General features: G+C 56.3%; 20 protein-coding genes. 3 read left to right on the top strand and 17 right to left on the bottom strand.

Annotation, left to right across the window (positions count from 1 at the left end; genetic code table 11):
• Positions 1–168 precede the first annotated feature (168 nt).
• The 4 genes from leuS to G7064_RS03035 all read right to left on the bottom strand — a co-directional run bounded on the left by leuS (position 169) and on the right by G7064_RS03035 (position 5,899).
• Entirely contained in the window at positions 169–2,952 is a 2,784-nt protein-coding gene (gene leuS / locus G7064_RS03050; protein ID WP_166072404.1) for a leucine--tRNA ligase, read from the bottom strand.
• 131 nt (positions 2,953–3,083) lie between these two features.
• Positions 3,084–4,289, bottom strand: coding sequence for a porin (locus G7064_RS03045; protein ID WP_205711163.1), 1,206 nt, complete (start codon positions 4,287–4,289; stop codon positions 3,084–3,086).
• Positions 4,290–4,346: 57 nt separating this feature from the next.
• Complete coding sequence (locus tag G7064_RS03040; protein ID WP_240935698.1) at positions 4,347–5,060, bottom strand: spheroidene monooxygenase; 714 nt, start codon at positions 5,058–5,060, stop codon at positions 4,347–4,349.
• Between the two features lie 239 nt (positions 5,061–5,299).
• The gene (locus G7064_RS03035; protein ID WP_240935696.1) at positions 5,300–5,899 is read right to left on the bottom strand and encodes a pyridoxamine 5'-phosphate oxidase family protein; all 600 of its coding nucleotides are present in this window, start codon (positions 5,897–5,899) and stop codon (positions 5,300–5,302) included.
• Between the two features lie 18 nt (positions 5,900–5,917).
• Here G7064_RS03035 and G7064_RS03030 point away from each other — a divergent pair, with 18 nt between their 5' ends.
• Complete coding sequence (locus tag G7064_RS03030) at positions 5,918–6,538, top strand: ACP phosphodiesterase (protein WP_166072403.1); 621 nt, start codon at positions 5,918–5,920, stop codon at positions 6,536–6,538.
• Positions 6,539–6,731: 193 nt separating this feature from the next.
• On the opposite strand, the gene G7064_RS03025 is transcribed toward G7064_RS03030, so the two are convergent.
• Genes G7064_RS03025 through G7064_RS22690 form a run of 3 tightly spaced genes read right to left on the bottom strand, consistent with a single transcriptional unit; the run spans position 6,732 to position 11,386 of the window.
• Entirely contained in the window at positions 6,732–8,252 is a 1,521-nt protein-coding gene (locus tag G7064_RS03025; protein WP_166072402.1) for a SusD/RagB family nutrient-binding outer membrane lipoprotein, read from the bottom strand.
• Between the two features lie 30 nt (positions 8,253–8,282).
• Complete coding sequence (locus G7064_RS03020; RefSeq protein WP_262888649.1) at positions 8,283–10,877, bottom strand: SusC/RagA family TonB-linked outer membrane protein; 2,595 nt, start codon at positions 10,875–10,877, stop codon at positions 8,283–8,285.
• Positions 10,847–11,386 carry a carboxypeptidase-like regulatory domain-containing protein gene (locus tag G7064_RS22690; RefSeq protein ID WP_166072400.1) on the bottom strand — a complete coding sequence of 180 codons (540 nt, stop codon included), beginning with the start codon at positions 11,384–11,386 and terminating at the stop codon, positions 10,847–10,849. The genes G7064_RS03020 and G7064_RS22690 overlap by 31 nt, the downstream gene beginning before the upstream one ends.
• 617 nt (positions 11,387–12,003) lie before the next feature.
• Here G7064_RS22690 and G7064_RS03010 point away from each other — a divergent pair.
• Entirely contained in the window at positions 12,004–12,789 is a 786-nt protein-coding gene (locus G7064_RS03010; RefSeq protein WP_166072399.1) for an MBL fold metallo-hydrolase, read from the top strand.
• Positions 12,790–13,809: 1,020 nt separating this feature from the next.
• On the opposite strand, the gene G7064_RS03005 is transcribed toward G7064_RS03010, so the two are convergent.
• On the bottom strand, positions 13,810–14,325 hold the full coding sequence (locus G7064_RS03005; RefSeq protein WP_133272653.1) for a peptidylprolyl isomerase: 516 nt from the start codon (positions 14,323–14,325) through the stop codon (positions 13,810–13,812).
• 227 nt (positions 14,326–14,552) lie between these two features.
• On the opposite strand from G7064_RS03005, the gene G7064_RS03000 reads away from it, so the two are divergent.
• Complete coding sequence (locus G7064_RS03000) at positions 14,553–15,662, top strand: hypothetical protein (protein ID WP_166072398.1); 1,110 nt, start codon at positions 14,553–14,555, stop codon at positions 15,660–15,662.
• 288 nt (positions 15,663–15,950) lie between these two features.
• Here G7064_RS03000 and G7064_RS02995 read toward each other — a convergent pair whose 3' ends face one another.
• From G7064_RS02995 to G7064_RS22135, 9 genes are all read right to left on the bottom strand, one after another.
• Positions 15,951–17,933 (bottom strand): AAA domain-containing protein, encoded by a 1,983-nt coding sequence (locus G7064_RS02995; protein ID WP_166072397.1) that lies wholly within the window; start codon positions 17,931–17,933, stop codon positions 15,951–15,953.
• Between the two features lie 267 nt (positions 17,934–18,200).
• The gene (locus G7064_RS02990; RefSeq protein ID WP_166072396.1) at positions 18,201–18,404 is read right to left on the bottom strand and encodes a hypothetical protein; all 204 of its coding nucleotides are present in this window, start codon (positions 18,402–18,404) and stop codon (positions 18,201–18,203) included.
• A gap of 149 nt (positions 18,405–18,553) precedes the next feature.
• Positions 18,554–20,965, bottom strand: coding sequence for a glycoside hydrolase family 2 TIM barrel-domain containing protein (locus tag G7064_RS02985; protein ID WP_166072395.1), 2,412 nt, complete (start codon positions 20,963–20,965; stop codon positions 18,554–18,556).
• A 68-nt stretch (positions 20,966–21,033) separates the two neighbouring features.
• On the bottom strand, positions 21,034–21,384 hold the full coding sequence (locus tag G7064_RS02980) for a hypothetical protein (protein ID WP_166072394.1): 351 nt from the start codon (positions 21,382–21,384) through the stop codon (positions 21,034–21,036).
• Positions 21,385–21,405: 21 nt separating this feature from the next.
• Complete coding sequence (locus tag G7064_RS02975) at positions 21,406–21,990, bottom strand: hypothetical protein (protein ID WP_166072393.1); 585 nt, start codon at positions 21,988–21,990, stop codon at positions 21,406–21,408.
• 25 nt (positions 21,991–22,015) lie between these two features.
• Positions 22,016–22,600, bottom strand: a complete 585-nt coding sequence (locus G7064_RS02970) for a hypothetical protein (protein ID WP_166072392.1) — start codon at positions 22,598–22,600, stop codon at positions 22,016–22,018.
• A gap of 22 nt (positions 22,601–22,622) precedes the next feature.
• Positions 22,623–22,835 (bottom strand): hypothetical protein, encoded by a 213-nt coding sequence (locus G7064_RS22140; RefSeq protein WP_240935694.1) that lies wholly within the window; start codon positions 22,833–22,835, stop codon positions 22,623–22,625.
• A 29-nt stretch (positions 22,836–22,864) separates the two neighbouring features.
• Positions 22,865–24,484 carry an efflux RND transporter permease subunit gene (locus G7064_RS02965; RefSeq protein WP_240935692.1) on the bottom strand — a complete coding sequence of 540 codons (1,620 nt, stop codon included), beginning with the start codon at positions 24,482–24,484 and terminating at the stop codon, positions 22,865–22,867.
• Positions 24,484–24,999 carry a hypothetical protein gene (locus tag G7064_RS22135; RefSeq protein ID WP_240935690.1) on the bottom strand — a complete coding sequence of 172 codons (516 nt, stop codon included), beginning with the start codon at positions 24,997–24,999 and terminating at the stop codon, positions 24,484–24,486. The genes G7064_RS02965 and G7064_RS22135 overlap by 1 nt, the downstream gene beginning before the upstream one ends.
• Positions 25,000–25,152 lie beyond the last annotated feature (153 nt).

Genomic DNA, 25,152 nt, shown 5'->3' with positions numbered 1-25,152 from the left:
CGAGGCTTATCGATAAAAAAGCCCCCCAGAACTACTTCTGGGGGGCTTTTTTACTCTGCCACTGTGAATGTCAAGCTGGTAGCGGTTGCGGAGGCGTGAGCCGACGCAGCCGCGTCGGCCGGGCGTCAGGCTCCCCCTCTTTTTGGGAGAGGGGGCCGGGGGTGAGGCCTACACTACCACATTCACCATCCGGCCGGGCACCACGATTACCTTTTTAGCTGCTTTGCCTTCGCTGAACTTCTCGAAAATCTCGGAGGCCAATACTTCCCGCTCAATATCAGCGGCAACGGCGGCGGCGGCGAAGGTCATTTTGCCGCGCATTTTGCCGTTGAAGGAAATGGGGTAATCGATGCTGGCTTCTTCGAGGTATTTCTCCTCGAACACCGGGAATTGGGCGTTGGTAATGCTGCCGGGCTCGTGGCCCAGCTCAGCCCACAGCTCCTCGGCCAAGTGCGGCGCGTAGGGAGAAATAATCACCGTAAGCGGCTCCAGAATGGCGCGTTTGTGGCAATTCAAGGCCGTTAGCTCGTTCACGGCAATCATAAAGGTGCTGACGGAAGTGTTGAACGAGAACCGCTCAATGTCTTCCTGCGCCTTTTTGATGGCTTTGTGCAGCGCCTTCAACTCGGCGGGCGTCGCGGCCTCGTCGGTGACGGCCAGCTGGCCATCTTCGGGGTGGAAGAGACGCCAGAGTTTCTTGAGGAAGCTGCTCACGCCGCTCATGCCGCTCGTATTCCACGGCTTAAACTGCTCTAGCGGCCCCAGGAACATTTCGTAGAGGCGCAAAGTATCGGCGCCGTAACGACTAATTAACTCATCGGGATTAGCTACGTTGAAGCGGTTTTTCGACATCTTCTCAACTTCCCAACCGCAGAGGTAGCGTCCATCATCTTCGGTGATAAATTCTGCATCAGCGAAGTCAGGACGCCACCGACGGAATGCTTCCATGTTCATGAAATCATTCTCCACAATGCTAATATCCACGTGCAAAGCAGTGGTTTCGTACTGATCTTTTTTGCCAAGCGAGACGAATTTATTGGTGCCATTGATGCGGTACACAAAATTCGACCGCCCCAAAATCATCCCCTGATTAATCAGTTTCTGGAAAGGCTCGTTGCCGCTGACGAGGCCCAGATCCTTTAGAAACAGATACCAGAAGCGGGAGTACAACAAGTGGCCGGTGGCGTGCTCGGCCCCGCCCATGTAGAGGTCCACGGTTTGCCAGTACTGCTCGGCCTCCTCGCTCACAAACCGCTCGTCGTTGTGCGGGTCCATGTAGCGCAGGTAGTACCAGCTAGAGCCAGCCCAACCAGGCATGGTGCTTAGCTCGAAGTCGAACTTGCCACGATACTTCCAATCCTGCGCACGGCCCAGGGGCGGCTCGCCGGTTTCGGTGGGCTTATACTCATCGATTTCGGGCAGCACAATGGGCAGATCGGCTTCGGCAACACCATAGGCCAAGCCTTCCTTGTAATAGATCGGCAACGGCTCGCCCCAGTAGCGCTGACGGCCAAAAATGGCGTCGCGCAGGCGGAAGTTTACTTTGCCTTTACCCAGATTATGTTCTTCGAGCCAAGCAATAAGCTTGTCGGTAGCCTCTTTGTAGGTGAGGCCGTTGATAAGCTCAGAGTTGATGTAGCGGCCTTCCTTGGTGGAGTCGGCTTGCTGATCAAGGTTCTGCTGGGCGTCGGTGACGGCGATGATGGGCAGGTCGAAGTGCTTGGCGAAGAGGTAGTCGCGCTGGTCACCGCTGGGCACGGCCATCACGGCGCCGGTGCCGTAGCCGGCCAGCACGTAATCGGCCAACCATACGGGCACGGGTTCGCCACTCACTGGATTGATGGCGTAGCTGCCGGTAAATACACCCGACACGGTCTTGGTGTCGGCCATTCGGTCGCGCTCCGAGCGGCGCTTGCTGGCCAGCACGTAGGCTTCCACGGCTTCTTTTTGCTCGAGCGTCGTGAGCTGGGCGGCCAGCTCGTGCTCGGGCGCCAGCACCATAAAGGTGGCGCCATAAATCGTGTCAACGCGGGTGGTGTACACCTTGATGCCTTGCTGGGGGGCATTTTGGAGCGGAAACGTAACCTCGGCGCCCACTGAGCGGCCAATCCAGTTGCGCTGCATTTCCTTCACCGGCTCGGGCCAGTCGATGGTGTCGAGGCCCTGAAGCAGGCGGTCGGCGTAAGCGGTGATGCGCAGGTTCCACTGGGGCATGAGGCGGCGCTCGACGGGGTAGCCGCCGCGCTCCGAAAGGCCATCTTTCACCTCATCATTGCTCAGCACCGTGCCCAGCGCCGCGCACCAGTTCACGTACGTATCCGACTGATACGCCAGACGATAGGGGTGAACCGCGTCGATACGCTGCTTCTCGGTCATCATTTGCCACTGCCCGGCCGTGAAGTCGTGGCGCTCGTCGGCATCGCCGGCGGCGCGCACGCCGGCGCTACCTTTCTCGCCAAAAATATCCTGCAAGGTGCGGATGTTCTCGGCGCGGTTGGTTTCCAGGTTATACCAGGAGTTGAACAGCTTGAGGAAAATCCACTGCGTCCACTTGTAGTAGCTAGAATCGGAGGTGCGGATTTCACGGCTCCAGTCATAGCTAAAGCCCAGCGACGACAGCTGCTCGATGTAGCGCTGAATGTTCTCGCGGGTCGTTTTTTCGGGGTGCTGACCCGTTTGGATAGCGTACTGCTCAGCGGGCAAGCCAAACGAGTCGAAGCCCATGGGATGCAGCACGTTGAAGCCCTGCAACCGCTTAAAGCGCGACACAATATCGGAGGCAATATAGCCCAGCGGGTGGCCTACGTGCAGGCCCGCGCCGCTGGGGTACGGGAACATGTCGAGCACATAGTACTTGGGCTTGTCGGAGCTGTTGCTGACCTCAAACGTTTTATGCGTTTTCCAGTGGGCTTGCCACTTTTTTTCAATTTCCTCGGGACGATACGCGGGCATTAGCAGGAGTTTAGGCTGTTCTGAACAGGCGAAATTACGCAAAAAGCCGCGCGGCGCCTTGATAAATAGCCTGTGTTGGCTACAAGGCACGCTTCGCCGGCTCTGGGGGGCTTTTTTACGACTGTCCCGATTTATATTCCCAGCTCAAACTGAAACACGCCGCCCCAGCGGTTGCCGGGGGCATCGAGGTCCCAGTTGCCGCGGGCGGGCTGGTAGCTGGCATTGAGTTGGGCTTTTACCCGGTGCTTGCGCAGGTATTTGGTCAAGCCTACCTCAAGTACTTCCTGCTGGTTAGCTTGCTCCCTGAGTACACGGTCGGGCCGCAGCCAGGAGTAGCGCAAAGCCGGCTCCCAGCCCGAAGGGAAATAGTAGGAAAGCTGCTGGTTGAGGCCCCGGCCCACATACGCATAGCGTAGCTCGTCAGTAGAGTCAAAGGTCAATGGATCGGGGCTGTGGCGTTGCATATACTCGCCCAGGTAGGCCCAGCCGCGGTACTTGACCATGGCATCGCTGATGAAGGTGCCCAGGTCGACGGGGCTATATAAGTCAAGGCCGAGCTGCCCGCCGGTGCGGGTGGTTTGCCGGTTGTAGCTGTAGCCCGCCGCCACCGATACTTTGGGTGTCGGCTCACGGGCCAGGTCGCCCTCCGAGTAGTCGCCACCATCCTGGAAAGCGCCAAAGGGCAGCCATTCCACGCGGCCGGTATACGCCAAGCCAGGGCTTGAGCCGTTGGCACTGCGCCCTTCGCCAGTAGTTATAGCGCCTTTCAGCGAGTACAGCGCCACCGGCCCAATGGGGTGAGTGAAGTAAACTTTTACTCCAAAGTCGCGGTCAATGGTCAGGGCCGAATTCACAATGGAACGCTCCGCAAACTGCAACTGCCCCGACGACGTGACGCGCTGCCGGTTGCCGGGCAGTTTGTTGAGCCCAAAGGCCACGTAGAAGTTGGGGTTGAAGTTGTAGAAAATGACCGCGTCGCGCACAATGTTGGCAATGCCGGAGGCCTCAAAATCCTGGTCGGCGCGCGAGAATGCAAGTTGAAGAGTATAGCCCAGCCGTTCGCGCAGCACATAGCCATCGGCCCGCAAGCGTAAGCGGCGCACTCGGGCATCGTACTCCCTCACGCCCAGATCGGTGCCCGAACGGGTGACGAATCCCATGCGGTTTTGCATCCGAAAGCGGAAGTTGATGAAGAAGAGAGAGTCAGGAGAGCGGAACTCCATGCCATTGAAGCGCACTGGTCGTTCATCGGCCTCACCCTGCGCGTACACCTGCTGATTCAGGCCCAATAAAAGCCCCCCGCTCAAGCCAGCGGCCACTAATAAACGTCGCATCATAAGGCCGCAAAGTAAGCAAAGCAAACGCGGCCGATCAGTACATCCCGCGTCACAATATTATGGCAAGTAGAATTGAAGCGGATTTTTGCCCCCCCAAGTGCCTTCGCTGTTCAATACCCGAAACCGCGCAAACAGCTCTTCTCCGTACCATTTCTCCTGCCGCGTCAGCCGAATAACCTCCTTGTGTTTCTCGTCTCGATATGCGTACTGCTGCATGGCCTGCGCCGATTCCCACACGCTAAATGTAGCCTGCCGCACCACCGGCAACTCGCCCAAACCTACAGCCGCCAATACGCCCTGCGCGCCCGCAATGGCAGCACTGGTAGGAGCGACGTACTTCCAGAAGCGCGGCGTTTTCCACCAGCGAATAGAAGCGCGGGTCAGCACGGCTATCGGACCGTCGCTGGGGGGCATTTCTGCGGCGTAGTCAAACGGATTCGACCCGTCCCAAAGCCCATGCGCTTTGATAGGCGCCAGGCGCGCCGTCCAGATTTCCCGGCTGCGACGTTGGTACTCTGCCCATAATGGGTGCGTCGCAAAAAATGCCTCGGCCGCCGCCGCTGAGTCCCACACCGCCATCATCCCATATAAGTGCAGGTTCGGCCGCAGTCCAAATCCATTGTCCGCCCCACTGCCTAAGAGCTTAAAAAACCGCAGTCCTGCCACCTTGCGTAGCGGCCCCTGCGAAGTGCCCATCTGGGCTAATCCCCAGCGAGCCTGCCCAGGCAATAAACCGAATAACGAAATAGTAGTGAGCGGGGTAGGAGCCAAGGAATCAGTGTTCAGAATCGAAAGTAAAAAGGTATTACAACATTACTATAGGCGGTCATGCAGAGCGCAGCGAAGCATCTTGCGTGTTTAGCTGGATTACTAATCAGACATCAGCACGCGAGATGCTTCGCTGCGCTCTGCATGACGGTCAAAGAAAGTATGTAGCCGTAAAACTAGTAACCAACAAAAAAGGGCCGGAATTGCTTCCGACCCTCTTCTTATAGCTCAGAAAAGTAGCTTTAGGGGTTTACTTTGGCATGCTCGTCGCCGGTGGGCTGGTAGCGCTCGCCGGTGGTTACGGCCTTCACGTAGCCAAAAGCACGCACCAGCACATTGCTGGGCTGATCCCAATACTCGCCGCGCTCAATGTCCACTTTCAGCAAGGAAATATTCGGGTCATCGGAGCCTTTAGGAAACCAGGCGCGCAAGCCTTCGCTCCATAAGTCTTTGATTTTCTGACGGTCGTTTACCACGCTGGCCGTGCCCGAAATAGACACGTACAGATTATCATCGGGCTTAGAGTATCCCAAATTGATGTGTCGATCTTTCTGCACTTCGTCAATTTTGGCAGAGTCGCGCTCCGTGAAAAACCACAGCGTGCCATTATCTTCCGGTTCTTGGGTGTACATCGGACGACTGTGCAGCGTGCCGTTGGGCTCGGCTGTGGTCATCATTGCTATTTTGATGTCTTTAATACGCTCAATCAGCTTTGTTACGTCGTTACTTACGGCTACTTGCTCGGCCATGATTTCTAGGGTTTTGGTGGTACGTAGATCAGTGCTTAGAAATACGGCCGGTGCTCTCGAAGGTTCAGAGCGGTCGAGCTTTTCCCTGTTCATGGCGTACTTTAGCCCCCTGTGAACTTTCTCGCCCACTTACTGCTGTCCGGCTCGCCTGCCGCCCCCGATTACGCCGATATTGTAGTTGGTAACTTCGCCGCCGAAGCTGTGCGCGGACAGGCCGGCGTGCTGGCTTATCCGCCCGCCGTGCAGCGCGGCATCCGCCTGCACCGCTTCATCGACTCCTTTACCGATGCGCACCCACTCGTGCGTCGCACCACCGCCCGTCTGCGCGAAGCTGGCTTAGGCAAGTGGGCGGGGGTCGTTTCCGATATGGGCTTCGACCACCTGCTGGCCCGCGACTTCGCTCACTATCACCTCGACGACCCCAAGGAGCCACTGCCCGCCTTCGCGCAGCGTCACTACGCTCTGCTGCACGACCGCCGCAAAGAGCTGCCCGAGCGCCTCCAGCATCTGCTTCACTACATGCGCCGCGACGACTGGCTCACCGGCTACGCCCGTCCTCAAGGGTTAGAGCGGGCCCTACTTGGCCTGAGCCGCCGGGTACCCAGCGCCGAAATCCTCGCTACTGGAGCTGCCGCATTTCTGGCGGAGCTGCCTGCGTATGAAGCCGATTTCCGGAAGTTCTGGCCGGAACTGCGGGCTGCTTCTCAATCCTTGCGGAGCACCGAAATATGATGGGAACTCCCAAACTGGCACAAGCTTGTAGCTCGTGTCTATAATGCCGAGAGGCTGCGCCGCCGCCGTAAGGCAAGATTATTACGATGAGTTTTGTAATAGTTTAGCGCAGCGTAACTCGCGAACAGCTACATAGTAATCTTGAATTTAGATTTAAATAAGAGGTTCCTCTCCGGAGAGGGCGGATGTAATGCTAAGGCCGCGTGTCCCAGAATACTCTTTCCAGCAAGGTCGCTTTCTGCTTGATATTGGGGTTGCTGCTTATTTCGTTGAAGGGGTAGAACAGCGACCGTGGCACACCATTCCACACGGCAATGGGAGTCGGGATGGGCTTGATGTTGGGGTAACCGGTTCTGCGCCAGTCCGTCCAGTTTTCCATCACCACGCCGAAATTAGCGATGTATTTCTGGTTGATGATCTGTTCGAGCTTGGCCGCCGCCGTGCCGGTTAGGGTACCATGCGCTGCCAGATAAGTGGTAATGGCGGCTGGGGTGGCATTGGCGTTACTCAGGGAGGCCCGGATACCTTCGCGGAAGAAGGTTTCGGCATCGCCGGGGGCCCCGAATCGTAACGCAGCTTCGGCGCGGATAAAGTTATACTCGGAGTACAGCAGCAGCCGGGAGGGTGCGTCGCCGCCGTAGGTGATGGCCGTGCCCTGTATGCTGCCGTTCGCGAGCACGCCCGCGGGGTTTACGGCCGAGGCGGTGCCCTTGAGATAGCTATGCAGCCGTGAATACAGCGCCGACGGCGTGGGGTCCAGAATGGACGAGCCCTTATACGAGGTGGAGTTGAACGGGAAGGGAATAAAGTAGGCCGTCCGCCGGGGGTCTTCCTTGCTGTTCATCAAATCCACCAGAAAGCGGTTGGGAAAAAACTGATCCCTAAATTGCCCCCCTTCGATGCTGGCTAGCGGGTTTTGCCGCTGCGCCTGGTTCAGGAACATCATCTGGAAGTTGTCGTCGTTGGCCTTCATGAACTCCGCGCCACTGCTGATCAGGGCCCTTATCTGCTGGGACGCAAAGGCCGGATCCGACTCACTGTAGTGCAAAAACATCCGCAGCTTCAGCGTATTGGCCAGCCGTTCCCATTTTACTTTGGATGCCGCCCAGGTTGGAGCGGCATAAATGGTGGTAAAGCTGTTGGGCTCCAGCAGCGAGGTAGGCGCATTCAGATCCGCGATGCCTTCGTCCAGCAGGGCAATCAGCTGGGGGTAAATGACGGCGTCATCATCGTACTTTGGGTATTGAACCTCCCCGAATTTAAGCCCTTCGGTGTACGGCACATCGCCCCATGCATCCACAGTTACTTGGTAGGTATAGGCCTTCAGGATTTTAGCCACCCCGGTGTAATGGGGGCTGCCATTCTCCGTGGATACTTTAATCAGCTGCTCCAGATCGGCGAGAATACCCGCAAAAATAGAGTTCCACGTATTGTTGACGTCCGAGTCGCTGATGGAGTAGCGCTCGTAGTTGGTAAAGGTGTTATTTAATACCGGCCCTTGCGCAGAAAACTGCTGCATGATCAGGTTGCTGTAGCGCATCAGATCGCTTACCCCCATGAAGCCAAGATTGGTAGTGGCGGCCGGCAGAATCTCGGTAGCGCGGGCTACGGTGATGTTGTTCGGGTCATCGTTTACATCGAAAAAGCTGTCACACGAGGGGAAAATCAACCCGGCCGACACCAGCGCGATGGATAGGAGTTTAGGGTATTTCATGAGGGTGCGGTAACTGCAGGAAAGGAAAAGTTAGAAGGTAGCCCGTAAGCTGGCCCCGACTGTCCGGGCTACAGGCTGAATACCAAACTCCAGCCCGCGGGAGTTGCTCACCCCTTGCAGGTTCTGCTCCGGATCAAGGTGCGGGTAGTTCGGTGCGTGCACGAACAGGTTGCGGCCGTACAGCGAAACCTGGAGCGCATCGATAAAGCCTACTTTGGCCAGCAGCGGCTGGGGCAGGCTATAGCTCAGGTTCGCCTCGCGCAGCTTCACAAATGAGGCATCGTGGACGTAGCCGGCCCAAGCGACATACTTGCCACGCAAGCCCCAATAGTCCTGGGCTGTTACATACACATCGTTAGGTCGGCCATCAGCCAAAACCCCTTCGAACAGGTACGGTTTGTTTGGGGTACCATCGGCGTTAAAACGTGCAAACTCAGCCGTTTCAGCCGCTACTCCCTGAATTCTTAAATCACCCACTGTGCGGGAGAGAATATCCCCTTTGTACTTCCAGTCTAGCAGGAAGGACAGGCTCAAGCCTTTGTAGGTGAAAGTATTGGTAAGGCCCATAGTAAACCGCGGATTAGGGTTACCAATGGCCGATACGCCGGGCGCCGTCAGCGGCAGCCCGTTGGCCCCAATCCGGAGCCTGCCCTGCTCGTCCTTGAGGTAGTCGGTCGAGTAGATCAGGCCGTACTGCTGGCCGGCCACGGCCTGGGTGTTTGGGGAAGTAAAGCCCCCAATGGTCAGTCTTTCGACGCCCGGGGCCAGCTCCTCGACCACGGTGCGGAAGGTGGTGAAGTTGAGAATGGACTCCCAACGGAAATTTGCGGTTTTAATAGGGCTGCCCGACAGCAGCACCTCCAGCCCCTTGGTCGAGAGCTTGCCAGCATTGGTGATGGAGCTAGTAAAGCCCGAGGTCGCCGGCACCGGCACTGCGAAGATCAGGTTGCGGGTATCTCGCTTATAGACCGAGGCGTCGAGGTAGAGGCGGTTCTGGAAGAAGCTGAGTTCGGTGCCCAGCTCTATCTCCCGCGTAAACTCGGGCTTGAGGTTGGGATTGCCGGCGGAGTTGTTGTAGGTGAAGCCCGCTAAGCCATTAAAGGGAAAGTTTACCGTGGTGGAGCCCCAGCCATCGGCAGCACTCGCCTGGCCCCAGTAAGTGCTGGTGCTGTACACGGCGGCTCCCTTGCCTACTTCTCCCACGTTGGCCCGAATCTTCGCCGAAGAGAGGATATTTCCTTTCAACTGGGGAAAAGCATCGGTCGGCACAAAGCTCACCGCTACCGCCGGATAGAAGATGGATCGGTTATCCTTGGTCAGGGTCGAGGAAAAGTCGTTTCGGCCCTTGATGTTCAGGGTGAGGAAGTTTTTGTAATCCAGAATAAAGTCGCCGAAGAATCCCATTAGCCGGCGCTCCGTGATGCTGCCGGAAGGGTTGTAAGAGAGGAAGTTCTTCAGGTTATCAAATCCCGGCACCACGATACCCAGGCCAACGGCGTTTATCGTACTGCTGTAGTTGGAGATTACCTCGTTGCCCAAGGTGGCCGTGAGGCGGAAGTCGGTTCCGAGGTTGCGGTTGCCCGTTACCGTGAGGTAGGAGTTTATGTCGCGGGAAAAGAGCTCGGCGTCCCGTAAGCCGCCGGCGCCGGCCGAGTTGGTGTTGCCGTTGCTGCGGATACCTTTGTCGTCAAAGCCTTTGCTGCGCGTAGAAAACACGTCACCCCCAATGCGGAAGTCGGCCCGCAGCCAGTCGGTAAAGTCATAGGCGAGGTTTAGGTTACCAAACACCCGGTTCGTCTCGTCCGAGTAGGTCACGTGCTCGATGGCCCAGTAGGGCTGGTCCTCGGCGGCAAACCAGCGTTGGTTACCCAGCTCATCTTGGTAAGGCACCCCCGACAGGTTATAGCTTCGGGGCGTATAGATTCCTCGCCAGAGCGGATTGGAGCCTTGGTTGCCGGCCTGGGTGCGCTCCGAGCGGTTGTTAATGTAGTTGATGGAGGTGTTGACGGTCAGCTTGTCCGTTAAGCTCGTGCCCAGATTGATGTTGAAAGAGTTACGCTTCAGCTCATTGCCCGGTACCAGTCCCGTTTCATAGGTGTTGCCGTAGGAGATGCGGTAGTTGCTTTTATCGTTCGCTCCGGAGAAGCTCAGGTTATTCTGGAGAAAGGTCGAGGTCTGCAGAATGTCGCGCACATTATCCGGATAGGCTTGCAGCACCTCTTCCTCCCCAAACCAGTTGGTGACGGTCTGCCCGGTGATGCGCGGCCCCCACGAGCCGGGGACATTGTTGGCGTACGTGCCATTGTTGCCCTGTGCGTACTCATTCTGAAAGTCAGGAAACCGGTTTATTCGCCCAGCACCGTAGTTGGAGGAGAAGGTAATCAGGTTTTTAGTCCCCGCTTTGCCTTTTTTAGTGGTGATGAGGATAACGCCGGACGCCGCCCGCGACCCGTAGAGTACGGTGGCCGCAGCGCCTTTCAGCACGCTGATGCTTTCGATATCGTCCGGATTGATATCTGCCGCCCGGTTGGAGGTGGCTACCCCGGAGTTCACACTGTTGGCGCCCCCGCTGTTGTCAATGGGCACGCCATCGATCACGAACAAGGGCTGATTGCTGCCCGTGATACTGGAAAATCCCCGGATGGTGATGTTGGAGCTGGCGAGCCCCCCCCGGTACCGGAGATCTGCACCCCGGCCACTTTGCCCGCCAGCGCATTGGTTACATCGGCTACGGGGGCTTTGGTGATCTGCTCGGCGCTGACCCCACTTACCCCGTACCCCAGCGATTTCTTGTCCCGTTCAATGCCGAAGGAAGTAACTACTACTTCGTTGAGCAGCTTCGAGTCCTGGGCAATGGAGATGTTGTACACGCTTTGCTTCGTGACGGGTATTTTCTGCGTCAGGAAGCCAATGAAGGAAACAACCAGCGTGGCACCCTCGGGGGCCTGTAAGCTAAATTTGCCCCCCACGTCCGTTTGAGTACCTCGGGTGGTGCCTTCGAGCACCAGCGTGACGCCCGGCATAGGGGAGTTGTCTTCCTTGGAAACAACGGTACCTGAAATTTCTTTGTCCTGGGCGAGGGCCATTTGGCAGAGGCCGAAGAACACAAAGACGGAGAGTAGTTTTCTCATCATACAATTCAGGTTAGGTTCTTGGAGGGAAGATATAAGAATAAGGTATATAAATAAGAAAATACGCTATATAAATAAGATTTATGGAGGCATATTGTACCCTTAATTCCATATTAGTATGAGGAAGAGCTAGATGATCAGCCCGGAAACGAGGACAAGTCCGAGCCAGACAAAGACAATCAAGGGGGCGCCCGGGTGTATTACCCCGATGAGGACGACGACCTGCGCGCCCCCAAGCCCAGTAGAATTCTAAGCCTAGGGGCGCGCAGTATAAAGCTCCGTAAGTTCGGTTTGCTGGCCGTAAGGCGCACGACGAGCACCTGGTCGGGAAAGGAACTGAACAATGAAGTAGTAGTTATCGCTTGACAACGCTAGTGGCCGCCGGGCTATAGCCGAACGGGAACCACGTTTTCGGGCATGGAAGTCTGCCTTAGCGAAAAGAAAGTTAGGCGCAAGTCGAGGGAGAAGGAAATTACCCCCCTACGCTGAGGAGAATTGCGAATTTGAACTTGCGGTGCGCGTCCCGGTTATGATTACAGCGTTTCCTAGCGACTACTTTGAGGTAATCCTCTTACTGGAAAAAGCCGCTAATTTCACCCTACTCAACTTACAGGTAACGAATGAAATCTCTTCTACTCACGAGCGCGCTGGTAGCGTTAGCGCTGCCCGCGCCGGCCCAACCCACTTCCCCCGCTGCCGCGCCGCGCGTACCCGCCGACCAAATTGCCACCAGCAAAGGTCCTCTTACGGTGCAGCCCATCACCCACGGCAGCGTAGTCTTTACCTGGAACAAGAAAACGGTGTACGTGGATCCCTATGGGGGCGCGGCAACCTATGCCGGCCTGGCCCCGCCCGATGTGATCCTTATCACAGATATCCATGGAGACCACCTAGACCCGAAGACGCTAGCAGGCCTCTCAGTGGGGAAAGCTCTGCTGATCGTTCCCCCGGCGGTTGCTGAGCGGTTGCCGGCGGGGTACAAGGCACAGGTGCGCATTTTGCGCAACGGCCAGCGGCTCGATACACTAGGCCTGAGGGTATCAGCATTGGCTATGTATAACCTGCCCGAAGCGGCGGACTCGCGTCACCCTAAAGGCCGGGGTAATGGCTACGTGCTGACGTTGGGGGGCAAAAACGTCTACTTGTCCGGCGACACAGAAGACATTGCCGAGATGCGTGCCCTGCAGGGCATCGACGTGGCTTTTGTGTGCATGAACCTGCCCTACACCATGGATATAACCCAAGCTGCGCAGGCCGTGTTGGCCTTCCGTCCGGGCGTCGTGTATCCCTACCATTACCGGGGAGAGAACGGCCTGAGCGACGTAAAGGGCTTTAAGCAAGCAGTCAACGCAGCCAACCCCAAAATTGACGTGCGGCTGCGCGACTGGTATCCGGCGGCCCCGTAAGGCCCCGTCGCTCGAAAATTCTATTGCCGGGCGTCGGCCCTAATCGCCAAGGGCACTTACGCTGCCCTTAGCTCACCTGACTAGTTGTCGATACTGAGGGGGCAGAATGCAGCGGGAGAATTAACGACGCGCTGACGCTGTCACCAAGCCCGGCTTGCATACCCAACGTCGGAATTCTAGCCACTGGAGCCGCCGCGTTTCTGGCGGAGCTAACGGCGTATGAAGCGAATTTCCGGGAATTCTGGCCGGAGTTGAGAGAGGCAACTCAACTCTTCATCAGTACCGAATCGGGGAAGTAGTTTCGGAACTGGCGCGAGCTTGTAGCTCGTGTCTATCATTTTGGGAGGCTGCGCCTCCTCCATTAGAACAAAACGGTCTCGATAGAGACGATTTATTTTGGTCCCGACTTGCCGCTTTGCGGCAGTGGAGGTACAACCTGCACATATGATTAAGCACGAGTTGCGAGTCGCTAAACTCGCGCTAGCAATATTGTATTTTTAAAGATTATTTTTAATTAATACGGTCAAAGCAAAAGAACCTAGAAATGCGAAGAGAGTTAAAACGACGTCCTTCCAGTTTCTTTCTTTAGGTATTTTATCCCAGCGAGTAGCGATAATTATATGCCTATCATTTACATGAATCGATATAATGTCTACAACTTTAAATAGAATTAAATAAATGCACGGCATAAAGAAGATACTATAAATGATTCTTTGCTCCTTCAATACATTATAGATTGGAATTAGGCATAATAAAAAACTGCTTGACAGTATCAGTATATAGATATTCGTGTTGAAAAGTTTTCTATAAAATTTATTTTTAGGGTCTCTGCTCCACCCAAATGTTAGTTCGCCGAAAATTAGCGCAAATAGAAATATCGCAAACACCTCAATTGCTATCATTATCCACCAATCTATAATCTACTGGCAACTTAAGCAATCAAATAACTTAAGTAGAATAATATCATAAAAAATGGGGCTGCGCGGCCCCATTTTTTATTCAAACCAAAAAGCAATTCTATTAATGATGATGTCCGCCCTCGCCGTGCACGTGGCCGTGGGCTAGCTCTTCCTGTGTTGCGTCGCGGACGGCGGCTACTTGGCCGTCGAAGTGCATGACCATGCCGGCCAGGGGGTGGTTGAAGTCCATTTGTACTTCCGTGTCGCCAATAGACACGATTTTACCTTGCATCTGGTGGCCTTCGTTGTCGGACATGGGCAGGAAGTTGCCTTCCTGGAGCATCTCCTCATCTATCTGACCATCGATTTCGAATACTTGCTTGGGAATGGCTACCACGGCTTGCTGGTCGTAGTCGCCGTAGGCCTGGTCGGGGGTGAGGGAGAAGTTGAACGAGTCGCCGGCCTGTTTGCCATCGAGCTGATTTTCAAACTCCTCGGGCAGGCCGCTGTGGCCAAACAGAAACACCATAGGGCTGTCCGCCTCGGCAGATTCGACTAATACTTTTTCGTTGTTTTCGTCCGTCACGCTTAGATCGTAGGTGATGGTAACGACTTTGTTTTCGCTGATTTGAGCCATACTGCAGGGGGACTGCAAAGTCCTGGAATGTGGGTTGGAAATGGGTTTCGAGCGGCTAGTTACGGAAATGGTATCGAATGCCAGCGCTACCTTCTGTGATACTGCAACCTAGGCGGAGAGGTTTTGGGGAAGTAAAAATTTGCCCCCCACACAAACGAGTTTGATGGCAGGCCGTTAACCTAAATCATAGAATTACCAGAAACCAATCACCTGCTCCTACAACTGCTATGAAAACCAACCTCATTACCTTATTACTTGCTAGTGGAGGACTGCTGGCCAACTGCCAAACAAACACCACCAAGACGGAGACGGCAGACACGGCCGCCGCTGCTCCGGATACGATAGCGCAGATTGGTCGCCCTAAGCTGCTGCACACCCTCGACGAGGCCCACAACACTCCCGATGGGATGGCGTTGGCGCCGAATGGTACCATTATCCTCTCGGTACCCAACTTGGCCAATAACTCGTACCCGGCCGTGCTGATGGAAATGACCGACACCAGTATCCAGCCTTACTTGACAACTTTGCCCCCCGAGCCAACTACCAGGAAGGCAGCGCCCATGGACCTCGCCTTCGGACCCGATGGCCACCTGTATTACGCCGAAAACCAGTACGAAAACGACAAGAACTTCAAATCGCGGCTGATGCGGGTGCGGGTAGAAAATGGGAAGCCCGGCACCGTGGAAACGGTGGTCGACAACTTCGCCCTGGCCAATGCGGTGGTCTGGAAAGAAAATAAGATTTATGTGACCGACAGCCAGTGGGATATGCCCAACAACGATAAAGGCAGCGCCGTGCTGGTCTTTACGCTGGATGAGCTAAACAAAGACGTGGTGCACCTGAAACCCAAAACCATGGACCCGCACGTGCTGGCCACCTTCACTACCCAAGTCAACGAAACCAATGTGGACAACGGCGCCGACGGCCTCGACTACGACAGCCGCGGCGACTTCTACACCGGCTCCTTCGGCGATGGCACTTTCTATAAATTAACCATGAAGCCTAACGGCACGTTGGCCAAGAAGGAGGCCCTGAAGCTTACCGGCGACAAAATTACCTGCGTCGATGGCCTAGTCATTGACCGCGCTACGGATAAAGTGTACGTCTGCAACTCCCGCGACAACGCCATTCAGGTCATTAATCTGAAGAACAACTCCGTAACAACTTTGGCCAAAAACGGCGATACCAACGGCGCTAACGGCCTCCTTGATCAGCCCGCGGAAGTGCTACTCAATGGCAAGCGCCTATACGTTACCAACTTCGATAAGCCGGAGAAGAACTTTGTGAATAAGAAGTCCGACGCACCGCATACTATGTCGGTTATTGATTTGCAGTAAGGGCCCATTCCGGCCGTTCGACGAGGCCTCACCCCCCGGCCCCCTCTCCCAAAAAGAGGGGGAGCCTGACGTCCGGCCTACGCGGCTGCGTCGGCTCACGCCTCCGCAACCGCTACCAGCTTGACATTCACAGTGTCAAAGTAAAAAAGCCCCCAGAACTATTTCTGGGGGCTTTTTTATAAATAAGGTTCGGTAGTCGTGCCTGAGGCGAGCGCCGAAAGTGCGACGAAGAACACCTAGCGTCAGGCTCCCCCTCTTTTTGGGAGAGGGGGCCGGGGGGTGAGGCCCCTACTGCATTTCCCAAGCCGTCCGATACGCGCCAATGCTTTCCACATAATCCAGAAAGTCCCGGTAGAACGGGTGGCGGCCCAACGTACTGGAGTCGCCGACGATGAGGAGCTTGCGGCGCGCGCGGGTCATGCCGACGTTCATGCGGCGGATATCGGAGAGAAAGCCAATGTCGCCGGCCGAGTTGGAGCGCGTCATCGATACGCAGATAATATCGCGCTCCTGACCTTGGAAAGCATCCACAGTGCCCACGGTGAGCAGGCGGTGAGTAGTCATTTCGGCTAGCTCCGGCGTTTCCTCTACTTTGTCCTTCAGGTAGTTGATCTGAGAGCGGTAGGGGGCAATGACGCCCACTGTTAGCAAGTCTTCCAGATGATCTTCGGGCACGTAGGCGGCCAGTAGCTCGGTGAGGCGACGCAGGAGCAGGTCGGCCTCTTCGGGGTTGGCCACGGAGCGGCTTTCGGCGATGCCCATTTCCTGAAAGCCAAAGCCGGCGGTATCCAGGAACTCCACGGCCAGGTCGGGGGCGAAGCGAAGGTCGTAGTCGGGCAGGTCGGCGTGGCGGACGGTGGGGTGGGCGATGAGCTTGTTGTCGTAGAACTGGGCTGAGCTGAAGGCCATAATCTGCTCGTGCATACGGTATTGCACTTCCAGCATGCGAGCTACGTCGGGTTGGCGCTGAATGCACTTCTCAAACAGCGTTTCGCGTAACCCGTCGCGGGCGGCTTGCTCGCTTTTTACCGTGGGGGGCAATTGGCAGTGGTCGCCGGCCAGCACCACGCGGTTGGCGCGGGTAATCGGAATCCAGCAGCCGGGCTCCAGGGCCTGGGCGGCTTCGTCAATAAAGACCGTTTCGTAAGTGAGGTGACGGATGGCGCGGTTGCCAGCGCCCACCAGCGTACAAGTAATCACCTGCACTTTTTCCAGCAAATCCTCGGTGATGTATCGTTCCAGTTGATCTGACTCCTGCAACAACTGGTGAGCCTGCTCTTTTAGCATGCGGCGCTGCTCACGCTCTTCCCAGCCGAAATGACGCTTGAATTTGCCGGCCATCTCGCGGTACTGCTCGGCCGTTTGCCGCATGGATTTCAGCTCCGAATAGCTCTTGTGACTCATAATCTGAGCGTCGAGCGTGTGCTCCAGCAGCAAGTCGGACACGCGCGAGGGGTTGCCCATGCGAATGACGTTCACGCCGCGCTCGGCCAGCTTTTCGGTGAGCAAGTCTACGGCCGTGTTGGAAGGCGCGCACACCAGCACCCGCCGCTCGCGCCGGATGGTTTCGATGATGGCCTGCACCAGCGTGGTGGTTTTGCCCGTGCCGGGAGGACCATGAATAATGGCCACATCCTGCGCCGCCAGCACGTGGCGCACGGCGGCCAGCTGCGACTCGTTCAATGGACTTGGGTAGTACAAATTAGCCTCTGCATCAGGCTTGAAGCGCGCCAATTTGCCCCCCAGCAGCACGTCGCGCAGCTCCGCCAGGCGGTTTTCGTAGGCGCCCATGACTTTGCCCAAGGCGTAGTCCATTTCGCGGTAGCTGACCTCGTCGAAGGTCAGATCCACGCCCAGCTTGCCTTCATCGACCCAGTCGGGGAGGTCTTCCTTATTAGTAGCGAGCAGGATTTTGTTGCGCCGCACGGCCGTAATCACGCCGTTAAGCGTGGGGCGGTCGGAGCCGGCGCGGTTGGGAATATTGCCAAAGAGGGCGGCGTTGCGACCCACTTGAAATAAGTGCAGACTGTTCTGGCTGGCCGGACGCTCTAGCTCAAGCACCAGCTTGCCGCCAAAGCCAATTTCTTCCTTGATAATCTTAACCGGATACCACGTGAGGCCACGGTGCTGGCGCTCAGCGATGGTGGTTTTGGCACTCTTGATTTTGAATTGCTCCAGGTCTTCCTGCTGCTCCAGCTTCAGCAGGGCCTGCACCTTACGCAGCTCTTTTTCCAGCGCGTAAGGGTCGGTGAGGATATGTTGTTCAGACAAAGGAATCGGGATTGGATAGATCGTTGGTAACAACGAAAACGGAGAAATGGTGGCCGAAGGCTGGGAAGAAGTTTTCCAGACCTCTCAATGTTCCATTACCTAGCAATTACGCGTCGCACATACTGCTCCAAATATTCTAGGTTCCGATAAACTGGACAAACGAAAGATATAAACTTCTCAAGAGCAGAATCACTATCTACATGCATATCCAATTGATAACTTTCTTCATCGAAATCCATGTGATCTAACAAAGTGGGATCAGTGTCTTTAATTATCAGTGTCTTTAATTATTAGTGCTGTTACATCGACTAGAGAGATTTCACCTTTGAGTGCTCCATATCGATCAAACAGGGCTTTATAATCTGTGAAGTTTGGTGCAGAAAAGTCTACCTTAATTTGGTGCATCTGTTCGGGAGATCCATGTAATGCACCATTTATGAAGCTTACAGTAAAAGGAAAAAAGTTTGACATACAGTAATTTATGCTGAAGCATGTTCATTATTTGCCAACGAGAACGTCATGCTGAGCTTGCCGAAGCATCTTTCTCGCAATGGTAATCTCAACGAAGCGGCAGAGATGCTTCGGCAAGCTCAGCATGACAGTCAAATAAAAAACATCAACTACTCTGCTACTACCGCTACTTCCGCAACTGGCAATCCGTCTGCACTAGCCCGCAGCGTAATTTTCCCGGCTTGCTCACTCGATTTAACAATAACCAGAGCCCGCCCTTGCCAGGCGTTACGCTGGGGGCGCTGGTAGCTCTCGGTGCTGCGTGGGTTGGCGTTCCCGACTCCGACAATAGTGCCAGGGCCAGTCAATTCAAACCTCAAGGCATTTTCGACCTTCGGGTTGCGTACCCCTTTACTGTCGACAAGCTCTACGGTGATGTAGCTAAGGTCCTGGCCGTTGGCCTTAATCGTTTGGCGGTCGGGGGTGAGGGAAAGCCGAATAGGTTTGTCAGCCGATTTTAGCGTGGCAGTGCTGACCTCTTTGTTGCTGGTACGGCCAATGGCTTTTAGCTCGCCGGGCTGATACGGCACGCTCCAGGTGGCCATAAACTTGGTGGCGCGGGTGGTGGGTTTTACGCCGAGGCTCTTGCCATTGAGGAACAGCTCGACCTGCTCGCAGGATGAATACACCTCCACAGTCAGGGGCTTATTTTCCTGACCCGGCCAGGTCCAATCGGCCACCACGTCGTGCCATTCCCACTTGCTCCACTCTTCTTTTTGGTTCGGATTTAAGGGGAAAGAAGGCGTGGGGGGCTTTACGAAGAGCGACACCTGGTTTTCTTTCCACAGCGCGTCGCGGTAATACGACTGCGGGCGCTTCCATCCGCAAATGTCGATGTCGCCGCAGAAGGCCAGGTTCCAGGGGTAAAATTGCTGGTATTGCCAATAGCCCAGCCAGCCGATGCTGGCCTCGCCGATGTAGTCCACGGCGGTCCAGACGAAGTCGCCTACCACATACGGGTGGTCTAGCACGCCCATCCAACTCCCGAAAGCTTCCAGCGGATACGACTCGGCGCCGTACATAATGCGTTTGGGCAGGCGGGCGTGGTCCTTTGCGTAGATATCGGCTTGGTGATGGTCGCCGCCGGCCGCGTAGTTATAGCCCGCCACATCGAGCACGGCAAAGTAGGGGTCTTTGTCGGGACCGAGGCCGTTGACGGCGGCGGTAATAGCTCGCGTCGAATCCAATGTGCGAATGTAATCGGCCAGCTGGCGGGCAGTTTTTACGCCCTCTGGCGTGCCGCGTTCCGGTATCTCATTGCCAAGACTCCACAGAATGATAGACGGGTGGTTGCGGTCGCGCTGTACCATGCTGGCCACGTCCTGTTGCCACCACTTATCAAAGTACAGATGGTAATCGTGAGGATTTTTGCCGTGGCGCCACATATCAAATGCTTCGTCGATGACGAGCATCCCGAGCCGATCGCAGGCGGCAAGCAGGGCGGGTGAAGGTGGATTGTGGGAGCAGCGAATGGCATTGTAGCCGCTGGCTTTCAATAGCTCAATTTTGCGCTCCTCGGCCCGGTCGTAGGCGCGGGTGCCCAGCGGGCCGTTGTCGTGGTGAATACAGCCGCCTTTCAGCTTTACGGTTTGGCCATTCAGGCGAAAGCCATGTTGCGCATCAAACGAGATGGAGCGAATCCCGAAAGGTGTTTCTACCTGGTCGAGCAACTGCTGACCCTGGTAAACTTCCGTGAAGGCGGTATACAGGGCGGGCTTCTCCACCGACCACCGCTCCGGCGACTTTACGACCAGCGTCTGCACGAGCGTAGCCGAGGCACCGGCAGTCACTGTTTGCTTCGATTCAGTGCGAGCTACCTCGCGTCCCTGGGGGTTGCGCAGGTAGGTAACGAGCCTTATTTGGGCCGACTGACTGCTCGCATTGGCTACTTTGGTCTGGGCTTTTACCTGGGCTTCTGTCGGGGTTATTTTCGGCGTAGTGAAAAAAGCCCCCCAGGGCTCCACGTGCACGGGGTGCAGCACCGTAAGCCAGACGTGCCGATAAATGCCAGAGCCGGAGTACCAGCGGCTGTTTTCGCCCTCGTTTCTGACTTGTACGGCCACCACATTATCGGTCCCGAATTGTACCTTATCGGTGATGTCATACCAAAAGCTGGTGTAGCCGTAGGGGTGCGCGCCCAACAGTTTGCCATTCAGCCACACCTGGGAGTTCATGTACACGCCATCAAACTGAAGCTGAATGCGTTGCCCTTTCTGAGCGGCAGGCAGCACAAAGGTTTTGCGATACCAGCCGGTGCCACCAGTAGTAAAACCACCATTGGCCTGACTGATGGCGTCCGGGTTGAAGGGCGAGGCAGTACCGGGCATATCTTCGGTGCTCCAGTCGTGGGGCAGGTCGAGGGGGCGCCACTGCTTATCGTCGAACGTGGGCTTCTCGGCTCCTTGCGCACCGCCGCGGTGAAATCGCCAGCCAGCATCAAACAGAGTGGTTTTGGCAGGGTGGGTTTGGGCGTGCAACGTCATAGCAAGCAGCAGCGAGAGCAAAGTCAGGGTTAACTTCATAAAGCAGGCAAAATGGATTGGCCTTCCGACAATACTCGGGTATTTTTCGGAGCCGGCCAGCATTTATCTTATCCCGCAAACTCCTTTCCGCACTGTTGGCACGAGTAGAGGGTGGTGCCCGCATAATACAGCCATTTCCACCACGCCAGTCGGTGCACCGGCGTAGTATGGAGGGAGCCGCAGCGCGAACACCGATGGAATGCCGGTGCCGCGCGCCGCAGCTCGAAGGCAGCCACAATCTGGTGAGCGGCGGGGGCATCCTCCTCCTCAATCAGAAGTTGATAATACAATCCTTCCCCAAAAGGCAAAGAAGGCGGCCCGCAGGTTTTGACGAGCGCCGCTATTTCAGCCTCCCGGAGCTGATTATAGAGGTCCACGGCTTCGGCGTACGTCAGGTATTGCGCGGCCGGAACTAACATATGGGCTTCTGGGGGGCAAATCTAGCGGCGGGCGCGGCGGGCGGGAATGCGTTGCCGTAGGCGAAAAATGTAGAAGAGAAGGCCGGCACTCAGCAGCGCTAGCGCTACGGCCAGCATCTCGCGACTGGTGCGGTCCTGCTCGGCTTCTTTGGCGGCGGCTTGCGCATCAAGGAGCTTTTTCTCGCGCTGCTTGTCGCGCATCTCCAGGTTTTGGATCTGGTTTTCTAGGTCGTAGAAGCGCTGCTGGGTGCTCGACTGATCGGTCTTGGCAACGGTGATTTGCTGCTGGGCCTGCTGTTTTTCGGCCACGATATTGGCGGTGCGGCGCAGGGCATCATTTTTCACGGCCTGCACAATTTCCGTGTCCTTGCGGATGATGCCTTTGAGTGCCTCTACTACTTCCTGCAGGTCTTTTTTAGAGGGCTGATTCCCGAAAAGACTGTTGCGGCGCGAATTGGCTTCTTCGTATTGCCGCACCAGCAGTTCCCGCTCCTGAATCAGGCGGGTAACGGGGCTGGGCTCCGCAACCGTAACGGATTCAGGAGTTTGAGCGGCGGCAAAGAAGGATATCAGCAGGAAAAGTGCGGGAAGCAAGCGTTGTTTCATACAGCAAATTAACAACAGCTTCTTGTTACTCAACCAGCGGTCGGCTGCGGTGCTGCATAGGAACGGGCCGGCGATAGTCTTTGCTCTTGCTTCGCCGTTGCCACAGAATATAGCCAAGCAGGCCGGCACTCAGCAGCGCTAAGCCTATGGCTATCATTTCGTGCCGGGTGCGCACCTGCTCGGCTTCGGCGGCCGCGGCCTGGGCTATCAGCAAGCGGGTTTCGCGCTCTACTTCCAGCTTTTCGCGCTCCATCTCTCTGATCTGCATTTCCTCAATCTGGTTTTCCAGGGCTGCGTATTTGTCATTCGTGGCCTCGTCCGCTTTTGTTTCTGCCTTCACGCGGGCGGCTTCTACCTGCGCTAAGTTGGGCAGCGTGCGCTGCCGCACGGCCTGCAGAATTTCGGTGTCTTTGCGAATGATGCGCCGCAGGGCGGCATTCACTTGGTTGAGGTCTTTTTTGGAAGCCTTTTTCCCAAATAGCCCGTTGCGCTGGGCGCTGGTTTGCTCGTAAGCCCGCATCAGCTGCTCCCGCTCCCGGATCTCGCGCAGCAACGGGTCATTCGCGGCTGCCTGGGCCAGCGCGCCTCCGACGCCGACGACCAGCAACATGATTAGGGAAAATAAATACCTCTTACACCTCATACGGCACTTTAACGGCGAATTGCGCGGTGTAGTTTGTAAGGCTCGGGGCTTCGGGTAAAATGCTCAAATTAGCCCCCAGCACCGGCACTGGCTGGCGGATCTCCTTGGGCCGATGCTTATAGAAATACAGAATCAGCAGGGGCAGCAGCGTTAGCTCGGCTACTACGCCGAACAGCAGCGTCAGGCCAATGAGCAGACCCACGTAAAACGTGCCGTCGAAGGAGGAGAAAATTAAGGTAGAAAAGCCCCCACCAGGATGGTGGATGTGACAATTACTGCTTTACCGGCCATCAGATAGGTGCGGCGCACGGCCCGAAATAAGTTGGGCTCCTTCAGTAACGTTAGCTTTAACTTGCTGATAAAGTGAATGGTATCGTCGACGGCAATGCCGAAGGCGATGGTGAAAATGATGCTGGTACTCACCTTCATATTTACCCCGGCCAGGCCCATTACGCCGGCCACGACGATGATGGGCACCAGATTAGGCACCAGCACCACCGCCGTCATGCGCAGGCTGCGGAAAAGTGCCAGCACAATCAGCGTGACCATCACGATATCGATACTCATGCCCACAATCATGTCGCGGGTGAGGTTTTCGTTGTTTTTGTCAATGAGGTTGGCCGAGCCGGTGAGGCGAGTTTGGAGAATGCCGGAGTCGATATTCTGGGCCAGAAAAGTGCGCAGCTTGGCGTTGGCCGCGTCGGCGCGAATGCTGCCGATGTCCGACATGCGGCCCGTGAGGCGGCCTTCGCTAGCATCGGGCTGCACCAGGGAACGGAACTCCGGTTTCTTCCGAAATAGCTTCACCTTAGCCACAATGCGCCGCAGCTCCGCTTCTGATTCGGGCAAACGGTACTCCGCTACATCGCCGCCATTGAGAGCCTTGCGCACCGATTTTACGATGGTAACCGGCGAAGCCACGAAGTTCAAGCCGTAGTCTTGGCGCAGATAGGTTTCGACGCGCTCGATCTGGCGCAGCACGGCTAAGTCGTAGATAGTGCCGCCATTTGCTGGCTTCAAATCCAGCTCGAAAGGTCGCACGCCGGCGAAGTTTTGCTCAAAAAAACCGAAATCCTGGCGCACCGGGTCGCCTTCCGACAAATCATCGAGCAATGCCGAATTGATGCGCACCTGCATGGCTGAGGCGATAGAGCCGGCAATAATTAGCCCCCCAAGCGACAATACCAGCCGCCGCCGCACCAGCACCCAGCGAAACAGGTGGCCCAGCACACCATCCCAATCGTGGCCGTGCTCGCGAGGTACGCGCAACTGCGGCTTGCGCAAGAGCAGCAGTAGGGCCGGCAACAGCGTGAACGTCAATACAAAAGCCAGCAATACCGAGATGCCCGTAAACAGCCCGAAGTTGTGAATGGGCCGAATGGAGCTGGTCATCAGCGTAAAAAAGCCAATGCTTGTCGTCAGCGCCGAGAGGCCCGAGCCAAAGCCCGACTCGCGGATGGTGGTGCGCAGGGCGTTGTTTTTGGTGGCCCCGTAACCCAACTCCGTCACGTAGCGCGTGATGAAGTGAATAGTATCGGACATGCCCACCGTGAACATGATAACCGGCAGCAAAGCCGTCATCAAATCGATGCTCACCCCGCAGGCCGACATCAGCCCCAATCCCCATAAAATGGCCCCCAGCACCACCACCAGCGGCAGCACCACGCCCCACCACGTCCGAAACGTGAACCACAGCAGCCCCGTAACCAGCAGCACCGACAGGCTCATGAACAGAATCATTTCCCGCTGCAAACGGTCTACAAAAACCGACTGCGCCACCAGCTTGCCCGCCAGGTGGTAGTCGGCTTCTGCGAAGCCCAGTTGGGCAAGCCGGGTGGTCAGGCTGGTCATCAGGGAGTCACCGGGGGCTTTTTCAGGTCGGGCGCGGTCTGGAGCATCACCGTGACGGCCTTGCCATTGGTAGCAAACAGGTTGCCTACTAGGCCCGGTGTTTTATAAATAGTGGCCGAGTCGGCGGGCAGGCGCGTGGGCTCATCGAGGTGTAGATACGGGATGTTGAACACGCCCAAGCCTTCCACCACAGGGTTAGTGAGGGTAGTGGGGGAGGTGACTTGCTCCACGTAGCGCTGGCGCTGGGCAAAGCGCGTAAACGAATCGACGCGGGCTAGGAACGGCGCATTGAACACGGACCCGTTGGCCGGCGCTTCCAGCCCGATAAGCACGTAGTCGTTGTCGTTGCCGAAGCGCTTGGAGTACTGCTCGTAGTAATCCAGGTCGGGGTCGCCGGCGGGGTAGAAGTCGTTGAAATTGTAATTGAAGCGCAGCTGGGCCACGTAATACACCCCCAGGGCCGATAGGAGGGCCAGCACCAGCAGCGTGAGGTAACTTAATTTGCGAAGGGGCATTCGAGGGGAATAGTCTAAACGGCTCAGCGACTCGCTTGCCGCTTTCAGCCGCTGTGCGTACATTCGGAGCGGCGAGCAATGAAGTGGAAGGCGTAGCCAAGCCAACCACGCCCCGCCAGGTTTTGTTTCCTCACTTTTGCTTCTTCCCCAATT

The organism is Hymenobacter sp. HDW8 (assembly GCF_011305775.1).
Taxonomy (GTDB): domain Bacteria; phylum Bacteroidota; class Bacteroidia; order Cytophagales; family Hymenobacteraceae; genus Hymenobacter; species Hymenobacter radiodurans.
This window is presented reverse-complemented; position numbering and strand designations above follow the sequence as displayed.

Excerpts from the sequence above, each read along its gene's own strand:
- leuS (WP_166072404.1), bottom strand. The coding sequence starts at position 2,952 with ATGCCCGCGTATCGTCCCGAGGAAATTGAAAAAAAGTGGCAAGCCCAC.
- G7064_RS03045 (WP_205711163.1), bottom strand. The coding sequence starts at position 4,289 with ATGATGCGACGTTTATTAGTGGCCGCTGGCTTGAGCGGGGGGCTTTTA.
- G7064_RS03035 (WP_240935696.1), bottom strand. The coding sequence starts at position 5,899 with ATGAACAGGGAAAAGCTCGACCGCTCTGAACCTTCGAGAGCACCGGCC.
- G7064_RS03025 (WP_166072402.1), bottom strand. The coding sequence starts at position 8,252 with ATGAAATACCCTAAACTCCTATCCATCGCGCTGGTGTCGGCCGGGTTG.
- G7064_RS22690 (WP_166072400.1), bottom strand. The coding sequence starts at position 11,386 with ATGATGAGAAAACTACTCTCCGTCTTTGTGTTCTTCGGCCTCTGCCAA.
- G7064_RS03010 (WP_166072399.1), top strand. The coding sequence starts at position 12,004 with ATGAAATCTCTTCTACTCACGAGCGCGCTGGTAGCGTTAGCGCTGCCC.
- G7064_RS03005 (WP_133272653.1), bottom strand. The coding sequence starts at position 14,325 with ATGGCTCAAATCAGCGAAAACAAAGTCGTTACCATCACCTACGATCTA.
- G7064_RS03000 (WP_166072398.1), top strand. The coding sequence starts at position 14,553 with ATGAAAACCAACCTCATTACCTTATTACTTGCTAGTGGAGGACTGCTG.
- G7064_RS02990 (WP_166072396.1), bottom strand. The coding sequence starts at position 18,404 with ATGTCAAACTTTTTTCCTTTTACTGTAAGCTTCATAAATGGTGCATTA.
- G7064_RS02985 (WP_166072395.1), bottom strand. The coding sequence starts at position 20,965 with ATGAAGTTAACCCTGACTTTGCTCTCGCTGCTGCTTGCTATGACGTTG.
- G7064_RS02980 (WP_166072394.1), bottom strand. The coding sequence starts at position 21,384 with ATGTTAGTTCCGGCCGCGCAATACCTGACGTACGCCGAAGCCGTGGAC.
- G7064_RS02975 (WP_166072393.1), bottom strand. The coding sequence starts at position 21,990 with ATGAAACAACGCTTGCTTCCCGCACTTTTCCTGCTGATATCCTTCTTT.
- G7064_RS02970 (WP_166072392.1), bottom strand. The coding sequence starts at position 22,600 with ATGTTGCTGGTCGTCGGCGTCGGAGGCGCGCTGGCCCAGGCAGCCGCG.
- G7064_RS02965 (WP_240935692.1), bottom strand. The coding sequence starts at position 24,484 with ATGACCAGCCTGACCACCCGGCTTGCCCAACTGGGCTTCGCAGAAGCC.
- G7064_RS22135 (WP_240935690.1), bottom strand. The coding sequence starts at position 24,999 with ATGCCCCTTCGCAAATTAAGTTACCTCACGCTGCTGGTGCTGGCCCTC.